The following is a 24,402-nucleotide window of genomic DNA, read 5'->3' on the forward strand; positions in this document are numbered from 1 at the left end:
TTTTGTATATTTCAGTGTAAAATGGACATCCTATAAATGTCCCTTTTTTATGCCATTCACGTAATTATTGGGCTATAGCCAAGCGGTAAGGCATCGCACTTTGACTGCGACATGCGTTGGTTCGAATCCAGCTAGCCCAGCCATTACGAGCCATTAGCTCAGTTGGTAGAGCATCTGACTTTTAATCAGAGGGTCGAAGGTTCGAATCCTTCATGGCTCATCACACATTTTCTCACATCTCTTGGTGTGAGAATTTCTCTATATGGGGCCTTAGCTCAGCTGGGAGAGCGCCTGCTTTGCACGCAGGAGGTCAGCGGTTCGATCCCGCTAGGCTCCACCAAAGATATTTTGCAGATGCAAAAATATCCATCCGCTTATGAAGCAAAAAAATCAACATACATACGACATGATTGACCTCAAATCTTTTAAGAGATTTGAGGTTTTTTTGTGTGCTTACATAATACGTTTAATGGCTGAATACATAAACTTACACTCCATCCCCCCGAACCCCTCTGCCCACGCATATATATACACAATCTTGTCCAGTTGAGTCACCGGTCCTACTAGGGATACAATAGGTATAGAACGTAAATTTTGAATAGGGGGAATTTTTGATGAAAAGAAATATTTCAATTATTGGTGTACCGATGGATTTAGGTCAAATGCGCAGAGGTGTGGATATGGGACCGAGTGCGATTCGTTATGCCGGTATCGTTGAGCGACTTGAGAATCTCGGATATGACATCAAGGACCTGGGGGATATTGAGATCGGTCAAGCTGAGCGTGTACATAATAATCCTGATACAAATTTACGAAATTTGAAAGCGGTTGCTGAAGCAAGCGAAACGCTTGCCGGTAAGGTGAATGATGTCATCGGCAGCGGGGATTTCCCATTGATCTTTGGTGGAGATCACAGTATTGCGATTGGAACATTGGCAGGGGTTTCTCCTCATTATGAGAACTTAGGGGTGATCTGGTATGATGCCCACGGTGACTTGAATACGGGAGATACGTCTCCGTCCGGAAATATACACGGGATGCCCCTGGCAGTGAGTCTCGGGATCGGTCACGAGGATTTAACGGGTATCGGGCAAAGTTCACCAAAGATCAAGCCTGAGAACATCGTCATCATCGGTGCACGTTCTTTAGATGAAGGAGAAAGAGAGTTAATTAAGGAAAAAGGCATCAAAGTGTATACGATGCATGAAATCGACCGCCTGGGAATGACAAGGGTAATGGAAGAATCCATTGATTACTTGAAGGGAAGAACGGATGGGGTTCATCTATCACTTGATTTAGACGGCCTGGATCCAAGTGATGCCCCTGGAGTTGGGACGCCTGTCCTTGGAGGGATCAGCTACCGCGAGAGTCATTTGGCGATGGAGATGCTTGAGGAGTCTGGATTGATTACGTCTGCTGAATTCGTGGAAGTAAATCCCATCCTGGATGAGAAGAATAAGACGGCTACGGTTGCCGTTGCACTGATGGGATCTCTTTTTGGAGAGAAGTTACTATAATAAATATCAAAAAAGGCTGGAACCCTCTCAGGATTCCAGCCTTCATCTATTTCTCTTTAATGGTGCTTAACCACTTGATATTGATTTAACAGATCGTCAAGACGAGTACTCAAATCAACTACTTGCTCATCGGCAAAGGAAGACTTTAATGCTAGTTCGACCATTTGGCGACGGCAGTCTTCAATTTGAAATAATAAATCATTCATTCTTCTCCTCATTTCGAGATCCTCCCGCAATAGAAATATTAGTTCCTTTATACCCCTTTTCTAATAAATGTAAACACATTTCCCTAAAAATTTGTTAGGATAATAATATAAAAAAATTGAAACCTTTTGATAGGGTACTACGTATATAAATATAGCCGCATAGAGCGGAGGTTGTGAAATGGAAGCGTTAGTGAATAAACGGATAAAACAAGTATTGAAAGGTGATCAAAATGCCTTTGCAGAATTGGTCGAGCTTTACAAAGATAAAGTGTTCCAAATTTGCTTCCGCATGCTTGGGAATCGTCATGAAGCAGAGGATATCGCCCAAGAGGCATTTATTAGGGCATATGTAAATATCGAGACTTTTAATCAAAAGAGAAAGTTTTCGACCTGGCTGTTCAGGATTGCTACAAATCTTTGCATCGACCGGATCCGTAAGAAAAAGCCGGATTACTTCCTGGATGCAGAGGTGGCAGGAACAGAAGGATTGACCATGTACTCTCAGGTGGCTGCTGATGTTCAGCTCCCGGAAGATGAAGTGGAGAATATGGAGTTGCAGGAGACCATACAGAAAGAAATTTCCAAGTTGCCGGAGAAATATCGATCGGTCATCGTTTTAAAATACATTGAAGAGCTCCCGCTTCAGGAAATCAGCGAAATACTGGATTTACCGTTAGGAACGGTTAAAACGAGAGTACATAGAGGGCGGGAAGCTCTGAGAAAACAATTACGATCACTGTAGAGAGGGTGAGTGAACATGAAGCCTTGTCCTGAAGAAATCATCGACTATATGCACGATTATTTAGATGGAGACTTAAATAGGGAAAAAGAAGAAACGCTGAAACATCATTTGCAGGAATGCAGTGAGTGTCAGCACCATTTCCATGAATTGAAAAAAGCGATTGCGTTTGTACAAAGCACATCTCATATCAGTGCTTCTGCAGACTTTACAGATAAAGTCATGGCGGGATTACCGAAAGAGAAGAAGAAGATAGGGGTACAGAGATGGTTCCGTCACCACCCGCTATTGACGGCTGCGGCCCTGTTCCTGTTCTTTATGACAGGAAGTTTCCTTACCTCGTGGAATGATGAAGACTTCTCATTTACGAAAAATACTAAATTAGTCGTTCAGGATCATACGGTTGTCGTACCTGAGGGGGAAGTCGTCAATGGTGACCTGACCGTCCGGAATGGTGATGTGAAAATAGAAGGAAAGGTCACAGGGAACGTGACCGTCATCAACGGTAATCAATATTTGGCTTCTGCAGGCAGTGTGACAGGAGAAATCCATGAAATCGATGAGGCGTTTGAGTGGCTTTGGTACCAGATCAAAAAAGGGGCTAAAGACACGTTGGATTGGGGAAATTCGCAACTTGAAGAAAAGTAGGATAAAATAGAGGGGATGGAATGTCAGGTCCGTCCCTAAAGGGCTGACACTTATGATGTTCGTGTCAGTTTTTTTATGCAAAAACGTGAGTTCATGAAGAGAATAGAAAGAATCATGAAGCCGTGGGTGTCTTTCATTTGACAGTGATAAAATGTGCTATAATAGGAACGTTACGAAAATGGAGAAGCCACACATGGCGGCTTACGCTTTCGATTAAGCTATTGGAGGATGTAATATGCCGTTTATCGATATTTTTTCGGATTACTCCGCGCTGGATTATGTCTCTGATATTGTAGATATACTCGTTGTATGGTTTGTAATCTATAAACTGATCATGCTGATAAAAGGAACGAAAGCAGTACAATTATTAAAAGGTATTTTTGTCATCATCATTGTAAGGGGCCTGAGTAGTATCTTTGGTCTCGATACACTGGGATGGATGATGGAACAAGCCCTCACATGGGGGTTCCTTGCGATCATCATCATCTTCCAGCCTGAACTCCGCCGGGCCCTTGAACAGCTTGGTCGTGGCCGTTTGTTCTCTAGGACCGGGCTTCAGGAGGAAGAAGAGCAGGAACAGATGATTGAATCCATGACAAAAGCCGTAAGCTATATGGCAAAGCGGCGGATCGGGGCACTCCTTACTCTTGAGAGGGAGACGGGGATGAGTGATTATATTGAAACAGGTATACCCCTTGATGCGAAAATTTCGTCCCAGCTGCTCATTAATATCTTCATCCCGAATACACCACTTCATGATGGAGCGGTGATTGTACAGAAGAATCAAATCGCAGCAGCTGCATGCTATCTACCGTTATCAGAAAGTCCTTTCATCTCAAAGGAACTGGGAACAAGGCACAGAGCTGCACTTGGTGTCAGTGAAGTGACGGATAGTATCACCATCGTTGTGTCAGAAGAAACGGGAGCTATCTCCATTACGAAAAATGGGGAGTTGCATCGCGATCTCTCTCTGGAGCGCTTCAGGGAAATTCTTACGTTAGAGCTCATTGGCGATAAAACGAATGCTTCCTCGACAAAATGGAGCTTTAGGGGGAAGAAAGAAAATGGATAAATTCATGGAAAGCCGTTGGTTCATGCGTATCGTCGGACTCATGCTAGCTTTCATTCTTTATCTATCCGTGAACTTTGACGATATTCAGAAGACGGCCAACAATAGTAACGGTACGTCCCAGAATGCGATTGAAACGATCCAGGATGTCCCGCTTGAAGTGTTCTACGATAGTGAGAACCTGGAAGTGTCAGGCTTGCCGGATACCGTGAACGTGACCGTGGAAGGCCCAAAGGCCGTTGTACAGCAAACTAAAACGTTGAAGGACTTTCAAGTATATGTGGATCTAAATAATATCGGAATTGGTGAACATAAAGTCGAAATCCAGATTCAAAATATTTCTGATAAATTAAAAGTGAAGTTTGATCCTCAATTCGCCAATATTTCCGTACAGGAAAAGGTCACGGAAGAATTCACCATTGAACCTAAATTCAATGAGAGTATACTATCCAATGGATATGAGGCAGAAGGTCTTGCCGTCGATCCGAAATCCGTGAAGGTGACAGGCTCGAAGGATGAGGTAGAGCGGATTGCCTACGTCATTGCCACACTCGATGTAGACGAAGAAATCAATGAAAATGTGACTAGGGAAGCCAGGGTACAGGTGCTCGACCGGGAATATAACAAACTGGATGTCCAAGTGGATCCTGAAGTTGTGGATGTGACCGTGTCGGTCGTGAATCCGAGTAAGGCCGTACCAGTCACCATTAAACAAAAAGGAAGTCTTCCGAAGGGTACCACCCTTGAGTCGATTTCAGTGGAACCTAAAGAAGCAACGGTCTTTGGAAGGCAGGATGTACTCGACACAGTCGAAGAACTCCTGGCAGAAGTCGATCTTTCCAAGATCACGAAGGATTCGACTATTACTGTGCCACTCGCCCTACAGGATGGATTGAATAAAGTGGCTCCTGAAGAAGTGAAAGTCACAGTTAATGTGAACACAACCGAAGAGAAAAGCTTATCCGGGATCGAAATCAAACCTGAAGGATTGGCTGACGAATATGAGTACACCATCATGGAACCTGAAAACGGAGTAGTGGACGTGTCACTGAAAGGTGAGAACGAAGAAGTGAGTAGTGTGAAGAAAGAAGATTTCTCTCTTGCTCTCGATCTTACAGGGCTCGAACCCGGGGAACATGAGGTAGAAATAGAAGCGGAAGGGCCGGAGAATGTTGAATGGACCCTTTCGCAAGAAAAGGTAAAAGTAGAAATTAAAGAAAAGAACACATCAGCATAGAGCTGTAAAAAGGAGAGAATGACAATGGGTAAGTATTTTGGAACGGATGGAGTAAGAGGTGTAGCGAATACCGAATTGACACCGGAATTAGCATTTAAGCTCGGCCGATTTGGTGGATATGTTCTGACAAAGGATGCTACACGTCCCAAAATATTAATTGGACGGGATACCCGGATTTCCGGACATATGCTGGAAGGGGCTCTTGTAGCGGGACTTCTTTCAATAGGTGCTGAAGTGATGCGCTTAGGCGTGATTTCAACTCCTGGTGTCGCTTATCTGACAAAGGCGCTCGGAGCTCAGGCGGGTGTCATGATTTCCGCTTCTCATAACCCGGTAGCAGATAACGGAATTAAATTCTTCGGACCGGATGGCTTCAAGCTTTCCGATGACCAGGAAAGTGAAATTGAAGATCTGTTGGACCAAACCGTTGACGGGCTTCCTCGTCCGACAGGCGCGGACCTTGGGCAGGTAAGTGACTATTTCGAAGGCGGTCAGAAGTATCTGCAGTATTTAAAACAATCAGTAGACGAAGATTTCGATGGTTTACATATTGCGTTAGATTGTGCACACGGTGCTACATCCGCTCTTGCCACTCACCTGTTTGCTGATCTGGATGCCGATATTTCCACAATGGGAGCATCCCCGAATGGTTTGAACATCAATGAAGGTGTCGGGTCCACTCACCCGGAAACATTGGCTGAAATGGTGAAAGAAAAAGGCGCGGATCTGGGTCTTGCCTTTGATGGAGATGGAGATCGGATCATCGCCATTGATGAGCACGGACAGATTGTCGACGGTGATCAAATCATGTATATCTGCGGTAAGTACTTGAAATCACAAGGGCAGTTAAAACAGTCTACCGTCGTGTCTACTGTAATGAGTAATCTAGGGTTCCATAAAGGACTTGAAGAGAATGGCATCCAGAGCATCCAGACAGCCGTCGGGGACCGCTATGTGGTGGAAGAGATGAAGAAAAACGGCTACACACTCGGTGGAGAGCAGTCAGGTCATATCATCTTCCTGGATTACAATACGACTGGGGACGGACTATTAACGGGAATTCAGCTGGTGAACATCATGAAGGTGACGGGTAAATCACTTTCTGAACTTGCCGGAGAGATGCAGAAGTTCCCTCAGAAGCTTGTGAATGTACGCGTGACGGATAAGCACCATGTCACGGATAACGACACGGTGAAAAACGTCATTCAAAAGGTGGAAGAAGAAATGAACGGAAATGGCCGTATTCTTGTACGTCCTTCCGGAACAGAGCCTTTGGTGCGTGTAATGGCGGAAGCACCTACGGAAGAACTTTGTGAGCGATATGTGAATGAAATCGTACAGGTCGTCGACCAGGAAATGGGTCTAAACGAATAGTTGATTTTTCATGCACAAGGGGTCAATATGAGCCTCTTGTGCATATTTAATGAGTAGAGTCCTTTTGAAAGGGTTTATCACTATTCTGTGTCGGGAACATGACAAAGGGATAACAACTTCTTGATGTCATGAGATTTATATTGACGAAGGGAAACCTGCTGGTGTATGATGATTTTGTTTTCGTTTTTCAAATAAAATGGGAATGTGATTCAAGAAGGAAAGGTGGATTGTAAGGAATAATCCTATAAAGCGCCAGGGCTAAGCGATGGATACGTAAAGGATCGTTTAGTTGACGAGGTGGAGGTTTATCGAGTATTCGGCGGATGCCTCCCGGTTCGCATATGTCACCGAACCGAAAGTTTCGTCCTTAAAACGTTAAGGCAACTTAATGCACAAAGGGAAGAAAAAAGTGACCTAAAAAACTAATGACAAACAGAGATAAGGGGGCAAGTTGTCCCCAAAAGAATTCTTGCCCCCTTGCATGTTCAGGGAGGAAATATAAATTATGTGTGGTATTGTTGGATATATTGGAAGTTCAGATACAAAGGAAATTCTTTTAAAAGGTCTTGAGAAGCTTGAGTACCGCGGTTATGATTCTGCAGGAATCGCCGTTCAAAACGAAGAAGGCATCCATGTGTTCAAGGAGAAAGGTCGTATTGCAGACCTTCGCGGCATCGTTGATGAGAACGTATCAAGCAACACTGGAATCGGACACACACGCTGGGCTACCCACGGTGTACCAAGCCAGGTGAATGCCCACCCTCATCAAAGTAACTCAGGCCGATTCACGATCGTTCATAACGGAGTAATCGAAAACTACTCCCAACTGAAGCGCGAATACCTGACAGACGTAACGTTCAAGAGTGATACGGATACTGAAGTCATCGTACAGCTGATCGAAAAGATCGTGGAAGAAGGAAATACGGTTGAGGAAGCGTTCCGTCAAACGCTGATGCTTCTTAAAGGTTCTTATGCGATTGCCCTTTTAGATTCTGAGAACGACGAAACCATCTATGTAGCGAAAAACAAAAGTCCACTTCTTGTCGGTCTTGGAGAAGACTTCAACGTTGTAGCAAGTGATGCTATGGCGATGATTCAAGTAACGGATCAATATGTTGAGCTGATGGATAAAGAAATGGTCATCGTAACGAAGGAAAAGGTCGAAATTCAAAACCTGATCGGTGAAGTAATGGAACGTGCTCCTTACACGGCTGAAATCGATGCCAGTGATATTGAAAAAGGAACATACCCTCACTATATGCTGAAAGAAATCGACGAGCAGCCTCTAGTGTTGCGTAAAATCATCCAGGCTTACCAAAACGAGAACAACGAGCTTCACATCGATGAGCCTATTGTCGGAGCGATGAAAGAAGCGGATCGTGTCTACATCATTGCATGTGGAACGAGCTACCACGCTGGCCTTGTTGGAAAGCAATTTATCGAGAAGAGTGCAGGGATCCCTGTAGAAGTTCATGTAGCAAGCGAATTCAGCTACAACATGCCTTTACTTTCTAAGAAACCATTGTTCGTATTTATCTCACAAAGTGGTGAAACGGCAGACAGTCGTGCCGTACTTGTCCAGATCAAAGAGCTTGGACATAAATCATTGACGATCACAAACGTAGCGGGTTCTACCCTGTCACGTGAAGCGGATTACACATTGCTTCTTCATGCAGGACCTGAGATTGCGGTTGCTTCAACGAAAGCGTACACAGCTCAGCTTGCAGTGCTTGCGATCCTTGCACACGTTGCCGGGCAGGCATGCGGAAACAACCAGGACTTTGACCTCGTTCAGGAACTGGGTATCGTGGCTACTGCGATGGAAGCACTTTGCGATACGAAAGAAGAGTTTGAAGATATCGCCCGCGAATATCTGTCAACTACTCGCAACTGTTTCTTCATCGGCCGTTCACTCGACTTCTATGTAGGCCTTGAAGGTGCATTGAAGCTGAAAGAAATCTCTTACATCCAGGCAGAAGGATTTGCCGGAGGAGAGCTTAAGCACGGTACTATCGCCCTAATCGAAGAAGGAACACCGATCGTTGCCCTTGCAACACAGGAAGAAGTAAACCTAGGCATCAGAGGAAATGTGAAAGAGGTAGTCGCTCGTGGAGCAAACCCTTGTATCATTTCCATGAAAGGCTTAGAAGACGAAGAAGATCGCTTCGTCATCCCGGAGGTTAACCCATTGTTAACACCTCTTATCTCTGTCATCCCATTACAATTAATCTCTTACTATGCTGCCCTGCACCGCGATTGCGATGTAGATAAGCCGCGTAACCTGGCTAAGTCTGTTACGGTCGAGTAAGGATTAAATAGAAGAAACCCGGTCAGTCCATGAGGATGACCGGGTTTCTTTTTATTCCTGATCTGAAAGTAACACCCGATGATCCCTGAAGAACGGCATTAAATCTCTGCCCGTAGATTTTTCCATGGAAACGATAAAATCCCTTGTGGTGGAAATACCAAATTTCTGCTGCTTGAAATAGGTTTGCATGGCGGAATAAAACACTTCGTCACCCAGCAATTCCCTTAAGTCATTGATGGTGCTGGATCCGTAATTGTAAATCATATAATAATAGGCACCGATGCCCCCTTCATCTTCTCTTGCAGTGAAATCGGAAATTTGGCTTGAGAGGTGATAGTACGTTTCTTCGGTAGGTTCGACTTGAAGTGAATCGAGTTCCCCATCATATAAAGCGGCGGCAAAACTGGCAAACGATTCGTCGAGCCAAGGCTCATCGTATTCGTTATTGCCGATGATGCCGTAGAACCATTGGTGACCGATTTCATGAGCGTTGACGGACTTGGCCCAATCAAGTGGACGGTCGCCTGCAAGGCTGATCATGACGAGCTGTGGATACTCCATCCCGCCGAACCAGCCTTCCATCGTCACGATATCCAGTTCTGGCCAAGGGTATTGGCCGAATTTTTCACTGAAGAGCTTGATGCTGTCTTCTCCTGATTCAAGGAGGGCGGCAGCATATTTGGAATGTTCTTCAGAATAATAGACATTGACTTTAATATTGTTGACTTCGGTAGAGATCACCCGGTAATTCGGATTCATTTCCAAGGCGAAATCACGGACATCCTTTGCTTTGTAGCGGTGGGTGGCTTTATCGCCTGTAATCTTTGCTTTGCCTACTTCTTCTCCGGTAGCCGCAATCACCTGATTTTTGTCGGTTGTAACGGTCACGTCAAATTTCCCTGATAAAGAGTAGAAGGATTCGCCATAGGGATAGTAAGGATCCACGTTCCACCCTTCGTCATCATACACGGCCAGGATCGGGAACCAGTTCCCCATGGAAACTGTCTCGCCGTACCATCCGAATCGATCCTGTTGTTCAGGTAAGCTCACCTCGAAATCCATGCTGACGGTCGCTTTCTTATTTTTGCTCAAAGAAAGATCCTTGATATGTAGTGCTGTCTCATTTATTTCAAAAGCCGCGTTTTTCCCGTTTACTTTTACATCGGAAACATTCATTCCGCCGCCGTTCTCTTTAAAAACCTCGGCATTTCCCCAAAGGTTGAAATACAGTTCGCTTAAGTTGTTTTTAATATTATTTTTAAACGTCACTTCCAAGGTTCCTGCAACTTTATGAGTGGAAGAGTTATAGTCTACATCGATGGTATAAGAAGGGTTAGCAGGACCAAGAGCTTGCTGGTTCTTCTTATTGCCTTTGCCTTTCATGCTGCTTTTCATTGAGAATGGGGAATTGAGTGTTGACAGGTCAGGTGTTCCGGATGGGACATAAGCTCCTTTTGGTTCTTGTTTCATAGAATCCGGTCCGATTGCGGAAGCCGGCAAAGCGACTCCGATCGAACATACAAGTGCAATGGCTCCCATTGATATTCGTTTCGTTAGACGACTTATCTTCATGATTAACCCTCCTATAAGTTGAAAAATCCCATCACTCACTTAATGTGATTTTTCGGTTACTTAATGGATTCTGTAAAGCGGAGTATCTTCCCTTGATACTATTTTCTCAATTTTTGGAAATCTACAATTGGCATAGAAAGGGTGGCCTATGTGTATTGGCCTAGGAGAGTTGATGAGAGCACTTTCCTTTACCCACCAGCCCAAAACCCTTATAATCATAAAAATAGATTCCGTTCTCTTCGTGCACCAGCGAATGTGAGTAACCTGCTGCTTCTTGCAGTACAGGTTACTTTTTTATTGGAAAGGGTACGATAAAAGAGAATGAAAAACGGTGCGTAGATAAGGGTTTGATGAGATATGAAACATTTACATAGACAACATATATGGCTGGGGAGGCTCCTTGCGTCCGATCCCGGAAGAAAAAGATTTCAGCAGGCGGGTAAAGCTACGATCAGCTTGATATCGGCTGTATTTACGATGCTTTTCTTATTGAAACATTTCGACCATCCTTCCATCACCCCGGCCATTGTGTCAGGTATGGTGGGGATGCTTGGGATTTTTGTGGTCATGGATGATACGACGGTGAAAAAGAAGATAACGACCTTGCTGGTTGGTGTTTCAGTTGCCACCGGGATCACACTGGGTTCGGCCTTTGCCCACTACAGTCTTGTGGTGAACGCTTTATTGGTAGGCGTCATTTTTAGCGCTTTTTACTTCTCACGATTTGCCATCCGCTATTTTTCCATGGGAATGGCAGGGTTTATGTCGATCTATATATCGTCGATTTTACAGCTGGATGTGGCCCATCTTGAATGGTTTTACCTCGGGATCGTCATTGGGCTCGTGTTCGCATTTCTTTATAACTTCATCATTTTTAAGGATTCTGTCCATATGTTAAGAAGGAGTATGCGTTCGTTTCATATTCAATCCAACTTGACGTTTACCATCTTAATGAAGATGATAGAGGATCCGAATACGAGCAGTAAGCGGAGAAAGCAATTGGATCAGAATGTGAGAAGGCTGAATGAGTATGCGAGAAGCGTAGCGGGTGACATTAATGAGAATGATTTAAAGAAGCTTTGGCCCGGCATTGAAGCGTCACAACTCCGTTTATATGTCTTTGACACTGAAATGCTCATTCAGACTCTCACGGATTCATTGAAAAAGCTGAAGGACCTGGAAGCTTTGGAGGTCAGGGAACTCAGGCGCCTGCTCGTATGGGTTATCCGTTCTCTCCGTGATGCCGAGGTACTGGCCCAGGATTATGATCCCCGCTCACTTGAAGAGGCGGAAAAAGCCATCCAGGCCCTGCGTCTGATATTGTCGGAGGTTCTGAATCAAGAAGAGAAACCTGAAGGCTGGGTATATCTCCTGAGACGGATCGAGTCCATTGCGAACCATGTCCTGGAAGCGGCCATTACGATTCAGGAATCACTGAATGTGTCTGAGTATAAGGGGTCTACTGTAGAGGGCGATACTGAACCGGAGGAAGAAGACAAGGAAGATGAGTCTGAAGAGGACAAGAGTTTAAAACCGTCTACTCGTAAAGCGATACAAGCCTTGGTAGCGGGAACGATTGCGATCATCGTCGGGGTTATGATCGCACCTGCACAGCCGTACTGGGTCCTGCTTACGACCTTTATTGTTCAAATTGGTACTGAAACGGTAGGCAGAACGTATATGAAGGCTTTCCAACGATCGATTGGAACGGTGATCGGCGCCATCATCGGATTCGGAGCGGCAAACCTTGTATCCGGAAATTCACAGCTGGAGGTTGTTCTCCTCTTTGCAGTCCTGTTCCTCGCCTTTTATCTTTTCCCGGTTTCCTATACATTGATGAGCCTATTCATTACAATGCTCATAGCCTTTATGTATGACCTTCTCCTTGGTGGAATCAGCATTCAGCTGATGGGGGCACGTGTCATCGATACGATTGCAGGTGCTATTATTGCCCTGCTTGTCTCAGCGTTTGTATTTCCAAAAAGAACAAAGGACAAAGTCGCTGATAGCTTTGATGATTTCTTTGGGGATCTGGAGGGGTATGTATCTTCCTATATTAACACCTTTACGGTCCCGGAAGATAAAGCATTGACAGATCAGGCGTTTGATCTGGATCAGAAGCTTCAGGCGATCAAGGATGAGGCGCAATCCCTCTTGCAAAGACCCGGATCTTTGACGAGGTCGGGAGTCGGGCGCTGGATTACAGTGGTGACGGCCATTAACTATTACGCAAAGCACCTGCTTGCTTCCTCCCATCGAAAGGTGCCGGCAACGGTTTCAGAGGAGCTCAGCAGTGCGTTTTCAGAAACGGAAGAAAAAATCTCTCAAAACATCGAGACGCTTCGGCAATTGTTAAAAGAACAGGGAAGTGCCCCCGTCATGTGGGATTTAAGCCCGGAGCGGGAAAGAATTGAAACTCAGGCTCCAAGCTGGCGTAAGTCCCAGGTGGACCTTATTCACCATTTCTATTACGTGTGGAGGATCAATCAATCGATCGTGGCACTTGGAGTGGAATTAGGGGCAGAGGTAAAGAAAGGGTAAAGCGGATTTCGCTTTCCCTTTTTTTATTTGGCCATGAGGTGTTTTTTGTCAGTAATTGTTTTAACCTGTCACAATTCGGGAAGAGCATACCATCGACATAAAGTAGAGGTGGAAGAATTGACAGCGAACAGTTTACTACTGACAAAAGAAGATATGACAAACCCTGAGATTGTCCCTCAATGGGTTATAGAAGAATATAAGAACTTTCATGAGGTTGTAACTGACCGCACTTTCCCTTGTTACTTCGGGATGACCGGAGAGAAAAAGGGGGAGCTCCGGTATTCCTATATCAGTCATGACAATTGGGAGCATCTTCCCCAAACGATTCAGGAGTTCATCGACTTGTTTGATGTACCAGAAGGAAAACGCCTGATCCGTCACGGTTTCTTTTTATTCGTGGAGCCTGAAAGGGAGGAGAGGTCCGTCCCTCATTACAGGGATTATTTCTGGCGAATCCTGCAGTTTCTCCATGGTGAGGATAAGGAGGATTGGCCGGAAGATTATCCAGAGGATCCGGATCATCATTTGTGGGCTTTTTCCTTTGCGGGGGAACCTTTCTTCGTGTTTGGGAATGCCCCTGCCTACAAGCAGCGTAAGACGAGGGATCTGGGGAATAGCTTAGTACTGGGATTTCAGCCAAGAAGGATTTTTGAAGGCTTGGAGGGTACGTCCAAGGGGGGAATCATGTCCAGGGAAAAAGTAAGAGAGCGGGTCGAAAAATGGGACGGCTTACCGAAGCATCCTAATATCAGTCATTATGGGGATCCCGAACACCGTGAGTGGAAGCAGTATTTTATTGGGGACGATGTGGAACCAATTGAAGGGAAATGTCCATTCCATCATAAATAATGTAAAAGAGTGCCGGGGTGTTCCCGGCACTCTTCTTTAGTAGATATCCACATTTCCACTGGAAACTGAAACATCAATGGCATATTTCCCGGAGCCTGAGACCCCTGAAATATCCCCGTCTTCTATCTTTTGATTTTTTAGAGGAAAATTGCAGGAAATATCCCCGCTCCTCGCCTGCCCCTTCAGTTTAAAGCTTGCTTTCTCCGGTAGATCAAGCTTCACTCCCCCTGAGCTCACATCGAATGTCATGTCTCCCTTTAAGGAGTCCATGGTAACCGTTAATTCCCCTGAGGATAAGTCGCCTTCAAGGGGACCTTCAAAGTTTGATAATTCTACATCCCCAGAACTGATATCCACTCTTCCATCCTTTGTAGTGAGACCGCTTGCGACCAGGTCCCCTGAAGAGCCATCGTGTTCGAACACATTTGTCTCGATGTTTTTAAGCTGCATATTCCCAGATCCCATGTCAATGGACAGTTCATCGAGCTTCCATTTCTTTGAATCAGATTCTCCAGCCATCACGAAATTACCGGCGCCAATATCGATTTCCATGCTGTTACTATATTCTTTCGGAACATAGACCGTAACGTTTGATTTGCGGTTGAAACCAATCCATTGATACCATTTATGCTTGACCGCTACGTCAATCGTATCTCCGTTCCCCGCCAATGTCATTGTCCCTTTTCCCTCTATATCGACCTGTACTTCATTCTTGTCAGTTGGTATGACTTCTGTGTCGCTGTTTTCCAAGTCCAGGTCGATATGTTTGATATTATTCGTGACTTCAATCCGTTCTCCTGACTGACTTTCTTTTGCAAACAGTGATGTATTGTCATTTAGGATGACATAGAGCGTCCCCAATGCAAGCAGTGCAATCATGACGGCAAATGCATTTTTCATTTTAATCCCTCGCTTTGGTTTGATTTTCCAATTGATACATTTATTTTAATGCAGTGGAGAGACTACGACAATGAGCCATAGGATTATTTTTGAATGGGACCAGAGGCGTAGGGTAGCCGGAATTGAAATATCGAGGCGTGGAATATACTACGATCGTGGATGCTTGATTTAAATAGGCAAGGGTAGGGTACAAATAGATTAGACAATGCAGATAAGGAAGTGAAATCATGGAAGGAACACCTATGCCCCCAAGCTTTTACGAGCAGCCGACGCTGGAGCTTGCCAAAGCTCTGTTGGGGTGCGTGTTAGTGAAAGAAACCGAAGAAGGGATCGCTTCAGGTTATATTGTGGAAACAGAAGCCTATATGGGGCCGATAGACAGGGCCGCCCACAGTTACGGAAACAGGCGCACAAAGCGGACGGAAGTGATGTTCCATGAAGCTGGCCGCATTTATACATACGTCATGCATACTCACTGCCTCGTCAACGTAGTGAGCGGAGAAAGGGAGAAGCCTGAAGCGATCCTCATCAGAGCCGTAGAGCCTCTTCATGGACAGGAGCTTATGGAAGCGAGGCGCCCCGGTCATGTGAAGAAGAATTGGACCAATGGGCCGGGAAAATTGACGAAGGCTTTAGGCATTACCATGGAGGATTATGGGGGGAGTTATTTACAACCACCGCTCATGATTACAGAGGGGTATCAACCTGAAAACATTTCCGCCGGGAAACGAATAGGGATTGATAACACGGGGGAAGCCAGGGATTATCCATGGAGGTTCTGGGTTAGTGGCAATCCATTTGTCTCAAGATAGTCTTTCTTTATGAATTTTCAAATAATTTATGAAAAATACACCCCATAAGTACTAGTTATGTGGTATATTTTTCTTATAAGACGAATATATTTATAAGCTGACCATTCGACTGGGGGCTTTGAACCTAAATGATAGATGGGCGCTTACATTTAGGGGAGCCAGTAGCGCAACCGACCACATGCGAACGCGGATAATGCGTTTTTGTGTGGTTTTTTTGTGGGTAAGACCAAAACTAAAGAGAGAGTATAGGGGTCCTATGAACATCTTTACTATTTTCCAAGACGACTTTATCTACCATGATTTTCAGCCATTATATGATATGGGTGAACATCGAACCCTCTATGCTTACGAGGGTCTTTTGCGAAATAAGTATAATGAAAATCCCGAAAGTGTATTTCAATCGGCCATGAAGGCCAATATCTTGTACAAACTGGATACGTTGTCCATTTCAAAGGCACTTGAAAGTTTTTCGGAAAACGGGATCGGGGACTGTAAACTGTTTCTCAATATTTATATCACCACGATCTTGCACCCGAGCTTTCACACCTATTTTTCCGATCTTATGGACCGCCATTCTGACATGAAGGGGCGTCTTGTGCTTGAAATTAATGAGTCCAGTGCGGAAGAGCTTTGGCAGAATCCGTTGTTGAAAGAATCTTTGAAGGAACTGAAGCAATATGGTGTGTGGTATGCGATTGATGATTTCGGGCAGGGGACGTCTTCCATCAAGAAATCAATTGAATATGAACCGGAAATCATCAAGCTTGACCGCTATTTCGCCATGAATCTGGCACAGGATGAAAAGAAACAGCGGTTCCTCTCTTTTTTCAGCCAATTCTACGGAAGTGATACGTTGATTGTCTTAGAGGGGATCGAAACAAAACAGGATATGCAGGTGGCAAGGGAAATCGGGATAACGATTGGACAGGGCTTTTATTTAGGAAAGCCGAGCCGGTTATTGGCTTAGACGGTGAGAGTGACTCTGACATAGCGGGGTCACTCTTTTTGTTACCAAATTGTCAGACTTGAAATAAAATTGAAAAATTTTAACATTTCTATTAAACTGAGGGAAAAGAGAATAAAAGGGGATTCAATATATGAAATATCTCAAGTTTCCAATCAGGTTCATCTTTTATTATATTCTCGGTCTAATTGGGATCCTGGCCGTGAGTATTGCTCCAGAAGTGTTCAAGGAAAGAGGGCTATATAATGTTGTTGGCTACTTGGAGGAATTCTTCAAGTTCATCTTTGTTTTCATGGATGGGGCCAATTGGAGTTATTCATATAAAGGAATTACCGTCAATTTCCTCGATATGCTCTGGGGACCATACCTGTATTCACTGCAGATTATTGGGGGAGCATTGGGCATAGGGCTTGGTATTGCCTTTATTCTTACCGTTTTCACCGTCTTTTTACCCCGACCGATCACATCGGTTCTTAAGAAAGTATTGAATCTCTTGGAAACGGTGCCTGATTTAATGTTTGCATTCATGCTCCAGTTGATGATTGTCTATGTATTTAAATATTTCGGTGTGGAGCTGATGAATTTTACCGAGTTCGGGGAGGAGAAGATCTTTCTTGCCCCGATGATTACGCTGTCAATCATCCCGATGATCTCTTTTTTCCGCATCCTCATTTTTATTATGGAAGAAGAGTTATTGAAGCCTCACATTGAATTTGCCCAGAGTAAGGGGATGTCGAAAGGGCGGATCCTCTTTTCACATGTTTTGAAAAATATCTCACCAAGTCTTTTCTATCATGGAAAGCTGATCATTTGGGGGATGCTATCGAGTTTATTCATCATTGAAACCATTTTTAACATGAGAGGAATCACCTATTATATCATACAGGATTTCAGGCCGATGGTGATTGCGATCTCATTGATTATGATCTACACCCCTTTTTTCATCGTGTACCAAGGTGTTTACCTGTGGATCAATCATGAGAGCAGTGAGGATCACACGAAATATAAACGGGATAAAACGAAATGGACTGAATGGAAGATATGGGGCTTTCTATCGACCATACGCAGGCTGTGGTGGCAGCATATGCATAATGGCAAGTTCGCCACCGGGTTCACGGTGATATTTGGTTTGATCGCGGTCAGCTTCCTTTATTCAACGTTGAAAGAAGAGCCCATCAAACAAATTCAATTTATGAAAAACGACGAGGGACGGATCATCAGTGCCCCTCCTCATAAACCATTTGGGGACATGATTCTGGGATCGGATTTCTTCGGTTACAGTATTCTCGATCAGCTTATTGTGGGGGCGAAGTATACCCTGTTGTTTGCTTTGATAGTCGCTTCACTGCGGGTGATAGGGGGATTCTATCTTGGTATCGCCTATCATTTCCACTTGAAAGAAAGCAGGAAGAACTGGCTTGACCGCATGGTGGATTCGATTCACTTTCTTCCTTTAAGTCTTATCGCTTATCTCTTATTAAGACCGGTCCTTTGGGGGCTGCCTGTGTTGGGGTGGGATCACTCGATCTTTGAAAGATTGGTGTTCGAAGCCGTTGTCTTAACGATCCTTGTGCTGCCGTTGACCACTGTGTTAATCGGGAATGAACTGAAATTAATAGGGAAGCAGGATTTTGTCCTGTCTGCGAAGCTTCTTGGAGGAAGCAACAAGCACCTGCTTTGGACGCATCTCTTCCCTCACCTGGCTCCAAGGCTGTTTATTATATGGGGACAGCAATTCATCCAGACGCTTCTTATCCTTGTGCATCTCGGATTATTTCATCTTTTCCTGGGAGGGACGATCATAACAGGCGGTCTGGTCCCGGATCCTCCGAAATCAGGAACATTTGAATGGTCGGGCCTGATCAGTTCCACGAAGAATTCCCTTATGACAGGCAAGTACTGGATTGTCATTGCCCCACTCGTTGCCTTCATGATCGCGATCATCGCCATGCAACTGATTGTTCAGGGCGTGAAGGAAATCCAGCAGACGAAAGTCGGGGTGCTGGTGAACGATAAACCAATCAAGACGAAACGCAAAACTGTTAAAAAGAAAACGAACCGTCCCGCGGTGGAAGACTTCCAATTTGTCCGCCAGCAAACCTTTAAAGGATAAGGAGGAGACGAAAGGTGAGCAGAAAAAGCCCTAAACTTCCATTGACTGATCAGGAGAGGTCAGCCCTCCGTAAAGCAAAGATACGACTTGGGGATCTGAATGAATGTTCTCCTGAACTTCTCCGTGAGAAACTGAACATCACGATGGAAAGAGCCCGTTACTTAGTCGGCATGTCCATATTTCAACAGATCCCTTCTATTGGACCCAATATGGCCCACAATGTTGTAGAGGATCTTGGATTTTATACCTTTGAAGAAATCAAGGGAGAGAAGGGGGAAGATCTTATCATCGACTTAGAGAAGAAGTACGGTGTTTGGATGGACCCATGCGTGGAAGACTCACTCAGATGTGTCGTCCACCACGCCAATCACCCTGAAAGCAGCAAGAACTGGTGGGACTTCACAACAGAAAGAAAAACATATCGCCAAACCCACGGCTACCCTAAAGACCGTCCCACCAAAGCCTGGGATCAATAGGTCCGTCCCTCAGCATTTCCAAGCCGGGAAGCGTAATTACGCTTCCCGGCTTTCTTTTTTGCTGATTTTTGAGGGACGGACCTCCATTCGTATATCCTCCTTAAAATGGACATCCTAAAGAAAAAGGAGTGATGCCATATGAGAACCCTTGTTATCTGTTTACTTATGACTTTTTCCATACAGATGTCCGCTTCAGCAAGAAACATCCTTCCTCTTCCGGCACATCAGAATGAACTTGCGATTGTGATCGATGATTTAGGAAACGACATGAAAGGGACGGAGGAAATTCTGAGCCTTCCCGTCACGTTGACGATTGCGGTCATGCCTTTTCTCCCAACGACCAAGGCAGATGCGGAAAGAGCCCATAAAAATGGACATGAGGTCATCGTCCATCTACCCATGGAACCGGTTTCAGGGAAAGCGAGCTGGCTCGGACCGGGGGCCATCACGACCTCCCTATCCGATGAAGAAATCAGGAAGAGAGTGGAGCAGGCCCTGGAAGAGGTTCCTTATGCAGTAGGAGTCAATCATCATATGGGCTCGAAGGCCACCGCTGATGAGCGGGTCATGAGGATTGTCCTCGGCATATGCAAGGATAGGGGTTTATTTTATCTGGATAGTAAAACAACAGGAAAGAGTGTCATTCCGAAGCTTGCAAAGGAAATGGGCGTCCCATACCTAGAAAACGAATTATTCTTTGATGACATCTACACCATTCAGCACATCGGAAAGCAGGCGAGACTTCTTTCAAAGGCATTGGATCGTGATGATGCAACCATCGCGATCGGACATGTGGGGGTTACAGGCATGAAGGTTGCAACCATGTTAAAAGAATTTCTTCCCCTTTATGAGAAAAAAGCATCGATCGTACCACTGTCCGACCTCATACCGGAATATCATTTGATTGATGAGAGCATGCCTTGATGGTGTGTTTTTTCACGGACGTACGTAAAAGGGATTTGTAAATATTCGGTTAACTTGATGCTTAATTTTTTGAGGAAAGGAAACTCTCCTTTATAATCAGTAGGTAAGAAGGAGATGATTCGATATGGATTATGCAATCGTGACAGGAGCAACAAGGGGGTTAGGGGAGTCCGTCGCCAGGCTCTTTATTGAAAAAGGCATCGGTATTCTCAATATATCCCGTTCGGATAATGACAGCTTACAAAAGCTTGCACAGGAAAAAGAAGTGTCGTATGAATTCTTTCCCTGTGATCTATCTCAATCGGGACAAACAGAAGCGGTGTTCCGCGAAGTAGGGGCAAAAGTATTTGGATCTGAAGCCGAGACGATATTTGTCGTTCAAAATGCAGGCGTGGTGACACCGATCAATACGTCGGGTGAAGTGGAAAATGAAGCAATGGAAACGAGTGTGCACGTCAATCTCCTCTCACCAATGATCGCCACCAATGAATTGCTCAAGGCAGCCAAAGGATCTGAATCGAAGATGATCATAGTCAACATCAGTTCAGGAGCTGGAAGCCGCCCCGTTTATGGCTGGAGTACGTATTGCGCGACTAAGGCGGGAGTCAATATGCTGACTGAAACGGTGAGCCTTGAGCTCTCCAACACACATAGCCGTCATCAGGTCATCGCTTTCAGTCCGGGAGTGATGGATACGGATATGCAGGGGGAAATCCGCTCGTCCTCCAAAGAAGCCTTTGCCGAGGTTGAGTCGTTCCAGCGCTACAAAGAAGAGGGGATGCTGCGCAGCACGGACACGGTAGCGGATGCACTGGTGACTCTCATAACCAAAACCGATATTGAAAGTGGTAAACTGTATCATGTGAATGATTTGTTATAAGAAAAGAGCAGATTCCGGAAATCGGGGTCTGCTTTTTTAATGGTGTTTGAAAAACCCGGCACAAAAAAGAGACAAACCCAGACGGATTTGTCTCTTTTCCAACGGACTAAGAAGAACGGACCGGATCTCCATCAGTAGCGGTTCTCCGTGTGAACTTCGGAAGGGCGAATTGAATCGCAATCAGTCCGCAAACGGCAATCAGGACAGGGTAGAAGGCATAAGGGATGATGCTGACAGGTGATATGCCGGCTACTTCCGCCACTAACAGTGCCTGTGCACCGTATGGGATCAACCCTTGAACGGCACAAGAGAAAATATCGAGGATACTGGCTGACTTACGGGAATCTACGCCATACTGATCGCTAAGCGTTTTGGCCAGTGGTCCTGCGATGATAATGGAAATTGTGTTATTGGCTGTGCAAAGATTCGTCGAACTGACCAAGCCTGCTGTTGCAAGCTGTGCTCCCTGAGGAGATTTAATCTTACGTGTGGCATGATAAAGGATCGCCTGAATCCCACCATTATGACGAATGAGTTCGACGACTCCGCCGATCAGGATGGAAAGGATCACAATCTCTGCCATGCCCGTCATCCCGTCGGCTACACTACCAAAATAACTCGATGGGGTAAAGCTTCCATCCGTAAATCCGATAACCCCTGCCAACACAATCCCGCCTATTAAAACGACAAATACGTTCAATCCTGCAAGGGCCCCAATGATGACTCCGAGGTAAGGGATGATTTTAACCCAATCGAAGCTTCCTGCGTCGACGGAGGATGGCGTTCCCATCGTAAGGACAAAAAGGATGACCATCGTGATGATGGCTGCGGGTAATACAATGAAGAAGTTCACTTTGAACTTGTCCTTCATTTCGGTTTTCTGTGTGCGTACGGCTGCAATCGTTGTATCCGAGATGAACGATAAATTATCCCCGAACATCGCTCCCCCGATGACGGTGGCCATAGCAAGGGGCATAGAAATGTCGGTTCCTGAGCTGATGCCCACTCCAATCGGGGCAAGTGCTGCAATCGTCCCCATGGATGTCCCCATTGATAGGGAAATGAAAGCGGCGATGATGAATAATCCAACAATGATCAGATTACCAGGAAGCACGGATAGGGCAAAATTGACGGTTGAATCAACAGCACCCATCTTTTCTGCTACACCGGAAAACGCACCGGCTAATAGGAAGATAAAGACCATAATCATAATATCCGGGTGCCCGGCACCTTTTGCGAACCGTTCAACCTTAGAGGTTAACGATTCTTTACGATTCATCGCCAGGGCTACAATGGAGGCAATGATGATGGATACGAGAACAGGGAATGCATAAAAATCTCCTGAAAGGATCCCCGCTCCAAGGAACAGTGAAACAAATATGATCAAGGGCAATAAAGCCAGTAAATTACCTTTTTCTTGGTTCATGTCAAACACTCCTTTGTCGTGTGAAATCAAATAAAAAAACCTCTTCCAGTATAAGAAGAGGTTTCATTCAAACGAAACACTCCTCTTATCTATCAAGCATTACGCTTGCTGGATGTGGCACAGCACTCATCATGAGTCCGCTGCCGAGACATCACAGGGCCAGTCCCTCCGTCTCTCTGGATAAGAAGATATGTTATTCAGTTCACTTAAAATATACTTCCATACTTTAAAGGGTTTAATCGAAAAAGTCAAACGGTAATTTCCTGGAAATATAAATGTAGGGCATGACTGCCGCAGCTGAATCAAACGAAAGCGGAGGGAGGTTACCGTAGTAAGGCATGCATCATAAAACGGGGGAGTTTATCCATAAAAAGGCATAATTTCATAGACAATTGAACGGTCAAGGTCTACTATAAGATAGACAAAAAACATCTTGGGGGATACGGTAGTGGAAAGAAATGTGCGAAATCAAATTTTTACGTTACAAGGGTTTTATCTATTGACCTTCTTCGGGGTTGGAAGTTTATATCCTTTACTCAGTGTATATTTAAGTGAAAGTGTCGGGTTAAATGGGTATCAGATCGGAACCATCATGTCTGTGGGCCCGATCATGATGATTTTCTTCCAGCCGATATGGGGGATGGTCAGTGACACAACCAATAAGCCAACCGTCGTGTTAGGATTAACCTCCTTAGTTGCAGGGATCTTTGCTCTTGGTTATTTATTCATGGATGTTTATTACGGATTGCTCGTGGTCGCGATTTTAGTTGCAATCTTCCAAAGTGCCATCATTCCCGTGTCCGACAGCATCAGCTTGAAGTATACAAGTAAAGTCGGTTATAACTACGGAAATATTCGTCTGTTCGGCTCATTGGGATTCGGGATTGCCGTGTTCGTCATGGGGAGGCTTTCAGAGGGATTCATCGGACCGACGATCATTTTCTACTCCTTCTTTATCTGTCTGGTCCTTTCCGGATTCCTATCCTTCCGTTTTCCTAAAGAGAGAGCGGCAGCAAAGCTTGATCTAAAAGCCGGGATGAAGGAATTATTCACGATGAAAAAATTTCTGATCTTCCTGGCCGTCACGTTCCTGGTGTTCGGCCCGAATTTAGCCAATAACGTGTATTTCGGATTATTCGTAGAAGATTCAGGTGGTACGTACGCCGGAATCGGCCTCGCATTTCTGATTGCCGTCCTGTCTGAAGTACCGTTTATGAGAATCGCGGGAGGGTGGATTGATAAGTTCGGTCTCTTGACCGTAGCGGCGCTGGCAGGTGCTGCATCCATGATCCGCTGGCTATTTTACTTCACAGAACCAAGTCTATGGCTGGTCTATTCCTCAGCGGTGATGCAGGGGCTTGCCATCGGATTATTCATTCCTGCGGGGCTACGCTACATCAAAGAAATCACGCCGGCACATATTACAGCTACTGCCGTCACCGCCTATTCAGCCATCGGAAATGGCCTCGGGAATTGGTTCAGTACCTTCGTGGGAGGTTTCATCTATGAAACCTATTCCATCTACACGGTATACCTCTTCTTCGCAGTCCTGTCACTCCTAGGCATCTTCCTCTGCTTCGTCCTAATGAAAGAAGAAAAGAAGAATGCATTAGCTTACTAAAAACAGGCATCCGCTACCCACGGATGCCTGTTTTTATATAAATTTATAAAAAGGAAGGATTTTCCTTATGGGATGTAAAAGTATATATAGAGAAATGATTTTACCTTGAAAGTGTTTATCTTGAAGGGCACTGCTAAACAAGTCTTTAAACTTCACTTTGACGCTGATTGTAGCGGAAGGTGCTCGACTCCTGCGGGAATTGCGGGAAAGTTGAGACCCCGCAGGG

General features: G+C 45.0%; 20 protein-coding genes, 3 tRNA genes and 2 riboswitches. Of the genes, 19 read left to right on the forward strand and 4 right to left on the reverse strand.

Going from position 1 to position 24,402, the window contains the following annotated elements; genetic code table 11:
* The first annotated feature begins 68 nt into the window (after nucleotides 1–68).
* From BVI01S_RS19200 to rocF, 4 genes are all read left to right on the forward strand, one after another.
* Nucleotides 69–143, forward strand: a tRNA-Gln gene (locus BVI01S_RS19200).
* A gap of 4 nt (nucleotides 144–147) precedes the next feature.
* A tRNA-Lys gene (locus tag BVI01S_RS19205) sits at nucleotides 148–220 on the forward strand.
* Nucleotides 221–264: 44 nt separating this feature from the next.
* A tRNA-Ala gene (locus BVI01S_RS19210) sits at nucleotides 265–340 on the forward strand.
* Nucleotides 341–614: 274 nt separating this feature from the next.
* Nucleotides 615–1,517: an arginase gene (gene rocF, locus BVI01S_RS19215; protein WP_034765818.1), complete on the forward strand. Its 903-nt coding sequence runs from the start codon at nucleotides 615–617 to the stop codon at nucleotides 1,515–1,517.
* 56 nt (nucleotides 1,518–1,573) lie between these two features.
* On the opposite strand, the gene BVI01S_RS19220 is transcribed toward rocF, so the two are convergent.
* Nucleotides 1,574–1,735: an aspartyl-phosphate phosphatase Spo0E family protein gene (locus tag BVI01S_RS19220; protein ID WP_034765819.1), complete on the reverse strand. Its 162-nt coding sequence runs from the start codon at nucleotides 1,733–1,735 to the stop codon at nucleotides 1,574–1,576.
* Between the two features lie 166 nt (nucleotides 1,736–1,901).
* Here BVI01S_RS19220 and sigW point away from each other — a divergent pair, with 166 nt between their 5' ends.
* The 6 genes from sigW (at nucleotide 1,902) to glmS (ending at nucleotide 9,098) form a co-directional block, all read left to right on the forward strand.
* Nucleotides 1,902–2,465 carry an RNA polymerase sigma factor SigW gene (gene sigW / locus BVI01S_RS19225; RefSeq protein WP_034765821.1) on the forward strand — a complete coding sequence of 188 codons (564 nt, stop codon included), beginning with the start codon at nucleotides 1,902–1,904 and terminating at the stop codon, nucleotides 2,463–2,465.
* Between the two features lie 15 nt (nucleotides 2,466–2,480).
* Nucleotides 2,481–3,110: an anti-sigma factor family protein gene (locus BVI01S_RS19230; protein WP_061811254.1), complete on the forward strand. Its 630-nt coding sequence runs from the start codon at nucleotides 2,481–2,483 to the stop codon at nucleotides 3,108–3,110.
* Between the two features lie 235 nt (nucleotides 3,111–3,345).
* Nucleotides 3,346–4,182 carry a diadenylate cyclase CdaA gene (gene cdaA, locus BVI01S_RS19235; protein WP_034765824.1) on the forward strand — a complete coding sequence of 279 codons (837 nt, stop codon included), beginning with the start codon at nucleotides 3,346–3,348 and terminating at the stop codon, nucleotides 4,180–4,182.
* The gene (locus tag BVI01S_RS19240; protein ID WP_034765826.1) at nucleotides 4,175–5,416 is read left to right on the forward strand and encodes a CdaR family protein; all 1,242 of its coding nucleotides are present in this window, start codon (nucleotides 4,175–4,177) and stop codon (nucleotides 5,414–5,416) included. Before cdaA ends, BVI01S_RS19240 begins: the two co-directional genes overlap by 8 nt.
* A gap of 24 nt (nucleotides 5,417–5,440) precedes the next feature.
* Nucleotides 5,441–6,790 (forward strand): phosphoglucosamine mutase, encoded by a 1,350-nt coding sequence (gene glmM / locus BVI01S_RS19245; RefSeq protein ID WP_034765828.1) that lies wholly within the window; start codon nucleotides 5,441–5,443, stop codon nucleotides 6,788–6,790.
* Nucleotides 6,791–7,295: 505 nt separating this feature from the next.
* Nucleotides 7,296–9,098, forward strand: coding sequence for a glutamine--fructose-6-phosphate transaminase (isomerizing) (glmS, locus tag BVI01S_RS19250; protein WP_061811255.1), 1,803 nt, complete (start codon nucleotides 7,296–7,298; stop codon nucleotides 9,096–9,098).
* A gap of 51 nt (nucleotides 9,099–9,149) precedes the next feature.
* Here the strand turns inward: glmS and BVI01S_RS19255 are convergent, their stop codons facing one another.
* Nucleotides 9,150–10,670, reverse strand: a complete 1,521-nt coding sequence (locus tag BVI01S_RS19255) for a M1 family metallopeptidase (RefSeq protein WP_061811256.1) — start codon at nucleotides 10,668–10,670, stop codon at nucleotides 9,150–9,152.
* 357 nt (nucleotides 10,671–11,027) lie between these two features.
* Between BVI01S_RS19255 and BVI01S_RS19260 the strand changes: the two genes are divergently transcribed.
* Nucleotides 11,028–13,211 carry an FUSC family protein gene (locus tag BVI01S_RS19260; RefSeq protein ID WP_061811257.1) on the forward strand — a complete coding sequence of 728 codons (2,184 nt, stop codon included), beginning with the start codon at nucleotides 11,028–11,030 and terminating at the stop codon, nucleotides 13,209–13,211.
* 153 nt (nucleotides 13,212–13,364) lie between these two features.
* On the forward strand, nucleotides 13,365–14,060 hold the full coding sequence (locus BVI01S_RS19265) for a YqcI/YcgG family protein (RefSeq protein ID WP_051758546.1): 696 nt from the start codon (nucleotides 13,365–13,367) through the stop codon (nucleotides 14,058–14,060).
* A 36-nt stretch (nucleotides 14,061–14,096) separates the two neighbouring features.
* Here BVI01S_RS19265 and liaG read toward each other — a convergent pair whose 3' ends face one another.
* On the reverse strand, nucleotides 14,097–14,960 hold the full coding sequence (gene liaG / locus BVI01S_RS19270) for a LiaG family protein (RefSeq protein WP_061811258.1): 864 nt from the start codon (nucleotides 14,958–14,960) through the stop codon (nucleotides 14,097–14,099).
* A gap of 227 nt (nucleotides 14,961–15,187) precedes the next feature.
* On the opposite strand from liaG, the gene BVI01S_RS19275 reads away from it, so the two are divergent.
* From BVI01S_RS19275 to BVI01S_RS19300, 6 genes are all read left to right on the forward strand, one after another.
* Nucleotides 15,188–15,772 (forward strand): DNA-3-methyladenine glycosylase, encoded by a 585-nt coding sequence (locus BVI01S_RS19275; protein WP_034765902.1) that lies wholly within the window; start codon nucleotides 15,188–15,190, stop codon nucleotides 15,770–15,772.
* Nucleotides 15,773–15,876: 104 nt separating this feature from the next.
* Nucleotides 15,877–15,957: riboswitch (cyclic di-GMP riboswitch) on the forward strand.
* Nucleotides 15,958–16,028: 71 nt separating this feature from the next.
* Nucleotides 16,029–16,739, forward strand: coding sequence for an EAL domain-containing protein (locus BVI01S_RS19280; protein WP_061811259.1), 711 nt, complete (start codon nucleotides 16,029–16,031; stop codon nucleotides 16,737–16,739).
* 130 nt (nucleotides 16,740–16,869) lie between these two features.
* Nucleotides 16,870–18,849: an ABC transporter permease subunit gene (locus BVI01S_RS19285; protein WP_061811260.1), complete on the forward strand. Its 1,980-nt coding sequence runs from the start codon at nucleotides 16,870–16,872 to the stop codon at nucleotides 18,847–18,849.
* Between the two features lie 14 nt (nucleotides 18,850–18,863).
* The gene (locus tag BVI01S_RS19290) at nucleotides 18,864–19,325 is read left to right on the forward strand and encodes a helix-hairpin-helix domain-containing protein (RefSeq protein ID WP_034765905.1); all 462 of its coding nucleotides are present in this window, start codon (nucleotides 18,864–18,866) and stop codon (nucleotides 19,323–19,325) included.
* A gap of 138 nt (nucleotides 19,326–19,463) precedes the next feature.
* Entirely contained in the window at nucleotides 19,464–20,249 is a 786-nt protein-coding gene (locus tag BVI01S_RS19295; protein WP_034765906.1) for a divergent polysaccharide deacetylase family protein, read from the forward strand.
* 124 nt (nucleotides 20,250–20,373) lie between these two features.
* Nucleotides 20,374–21,129 (forward strand): (S)-benzoin forming benzil reductase, encoded by a 756-nt coding sequence (locus tag BVI01S_RS19300; RefSeq protein WP_061811261.1) that lies wholly within the window; start codon nucleotides 20,374–20,376, stop codon nucleotides 21,127–21,129.
* 106 nt (nucleotides 21,130–21,235) lie between these two features.
* On the opposite strand, the gene BVI01S_RS19305 is transcribed toward BVI01S_RS19300, so the two are convergent.
* Complete coding sequence (locus tag BVI01S_RS19305) at nucleotides 21,236–22,555, reverse strand: Na+/H+ antiporter NhaC family protein (RefSeq protein ID WP_034765910.1); 1,320 nt, start codon at nucleotides 22,553–22,555, stop codon at nucleotides 21,236–21,238.
* An 82-nt stretch (nucleotides 22,556–22,637) separates the two neighbouring features.
* A riboswitch (SAM riboswitch) is annotated at nucleotides 22,638–22,742 on the reverse strand.
* A 261-nt stretch (nucleotides 22,743–23,003) separates the two neighbouring features.
* On the opposite strand from BVI01S_RS19305, the gene BVI01S_RS19310 reads away from it, so the two are divergent.
* Nucleotides 23,004–24,176: an MFS transporter gene (locus BVI01S_RS19310; RefSeq protein ID WP_061811262.1), complete on the forward strand. Its 1,173-nt coding sequence runs from the start codon at nucleotides 23,004–23,006 to the stop codon at nucleotides 24,174–24,176.
* The last annotated feature ends 226 nt before the right edge of the window (nucleotides 24,177–24,402 follow it).

It is taken from the genome of Rossellomorea vietnamensis NBRC 101237, assembly GCF_001591825.1.
Classification (GTDB): Bacteria; Bacillota; Bacilli; order Bacillales; family Bacillaceae_B; genus Rossellomorea; species Rossellomorea vietnamensis.

Bases quoted from the DNA above. Each gene is read 5' to 3' on its own strand.
- rocF (WP_034765818.1), top strand. From the start codon at position 615: ATGAAAAGAAATATTTCAATTATTGGTGTACCGATGGATTTAGGTCAA.
- BVI01S_RS19220 (WP_034765819.1), bottom strand. From the start codon at position 1,735: ATGAGGAGAAGAATGAATGATTTATTATTTCAAATTGAAGACTGCCGT.
- sigW (WP_034765821.1), top strand. From the start codon at position 1,902: ATGGAAGCGTTAGTGAATAAACGGATAAAACAAGTATTGAAAGGTGAT.
- BVI01S_RS19230 (WP_061811254.1), top strand. From the start codon at position 2,481: ATGAAGCCTTGTCCTGAAGAAATCATCGACTATATGCACGATTATTTA.
- cdaA (WP_034765824.1), top strand. From the start codon at position 3,346: ATGCCGTTTATCGATATTTTTTCGGATTACTCCGCGCTGGATTATGTC.
- BVI01S_RS19240 (WP_034765826.1), top strand. From the start codon at position 4,175: ATGGATAAATTCATGGAAAGCCGTTGGTTCATGCGTATCGTCGGACTC.
- glmM (WP_034765828.1), top strand. From the start codon at position 5,441: ATGGGTAAGTATTTTGGAACGGATGGAGTAAGAGGTGTAGCGAATACC.
- glmS (WP_061811255.1), top strand. From the start codon at position 7,296: ATGTGTGGTATTGTTGGATATATTGGAAGTTCAGATACAAAGGAAATT.
- BVI01S_RS19255 (WP_061811256.1), bottom strand. From the start codon at position 10,670: ATGAAGATAAGTCGTCTAACGAAACGAATATCAATGGGAGCCATTGCA.
- BVI01S_RS19260 (WP_061811257.1), top strand. From the start codon at position 11,028: ATGAAACATTTACATAGACAACATATATGGCTGGGGAGGCTCCTTGCG.
- BVI01S_RS19265 (WP_051758546.1), top strand. From the start codon at position 13,365: ATGACAAACCCTGAGATTGTCCCTCAATGGGTTATAGAAGAATATAAG.
- liaG (WP_061811258.1), bottom strand. From the start codon at position 14,960: ATGAAAAATGCATTTGCCGTCATGATTGCACTGCTTGCATTGGGGACG.
- BVI01S_RS19275 (WP_034765902.1), top strand. From the start codon at position 15,188: ATGGAAGGAACACCTATGCCCCCAAGCTTTTACGAGCAGCCGACGCTG.
- BVI01S_RS19280 (WP_061811259.1), top strand. From the start codon at position 16,029: ATGAACATCTTTACTATTTTCCAAGACGACTTTATCTACCATGATTTT.
- BVI01S_RS19285 (WP_061811260.1), top strand. From the start codon at position 16,870: ATGAAATATCTCAAGTTTCCAATCAGGTTCATCTTTTATTATATTCTC.
- BVI01S_RS19295 (WP_034765906.1), top strand. From the start codon at position 19,464: ATGAGAACCCTTGTTATCTGTTTACTTATGACTTTTTCCATACAGATG.
- BVI01S_RS19300 (WP_061811261.1), top strand. From the start codon at position 20,374: ATGGATTATGCAATCGTGACAGGAGCAACAAGGGGGTTAGGGGAGTCC.
- BVI01S_RS19305 (WP_034765910.1), bottom strand. From the start codon at position 22,555: ATGAACCAAGAAAAAGGTAATTTACTGGCTTTATTGCCCTTGATCATA.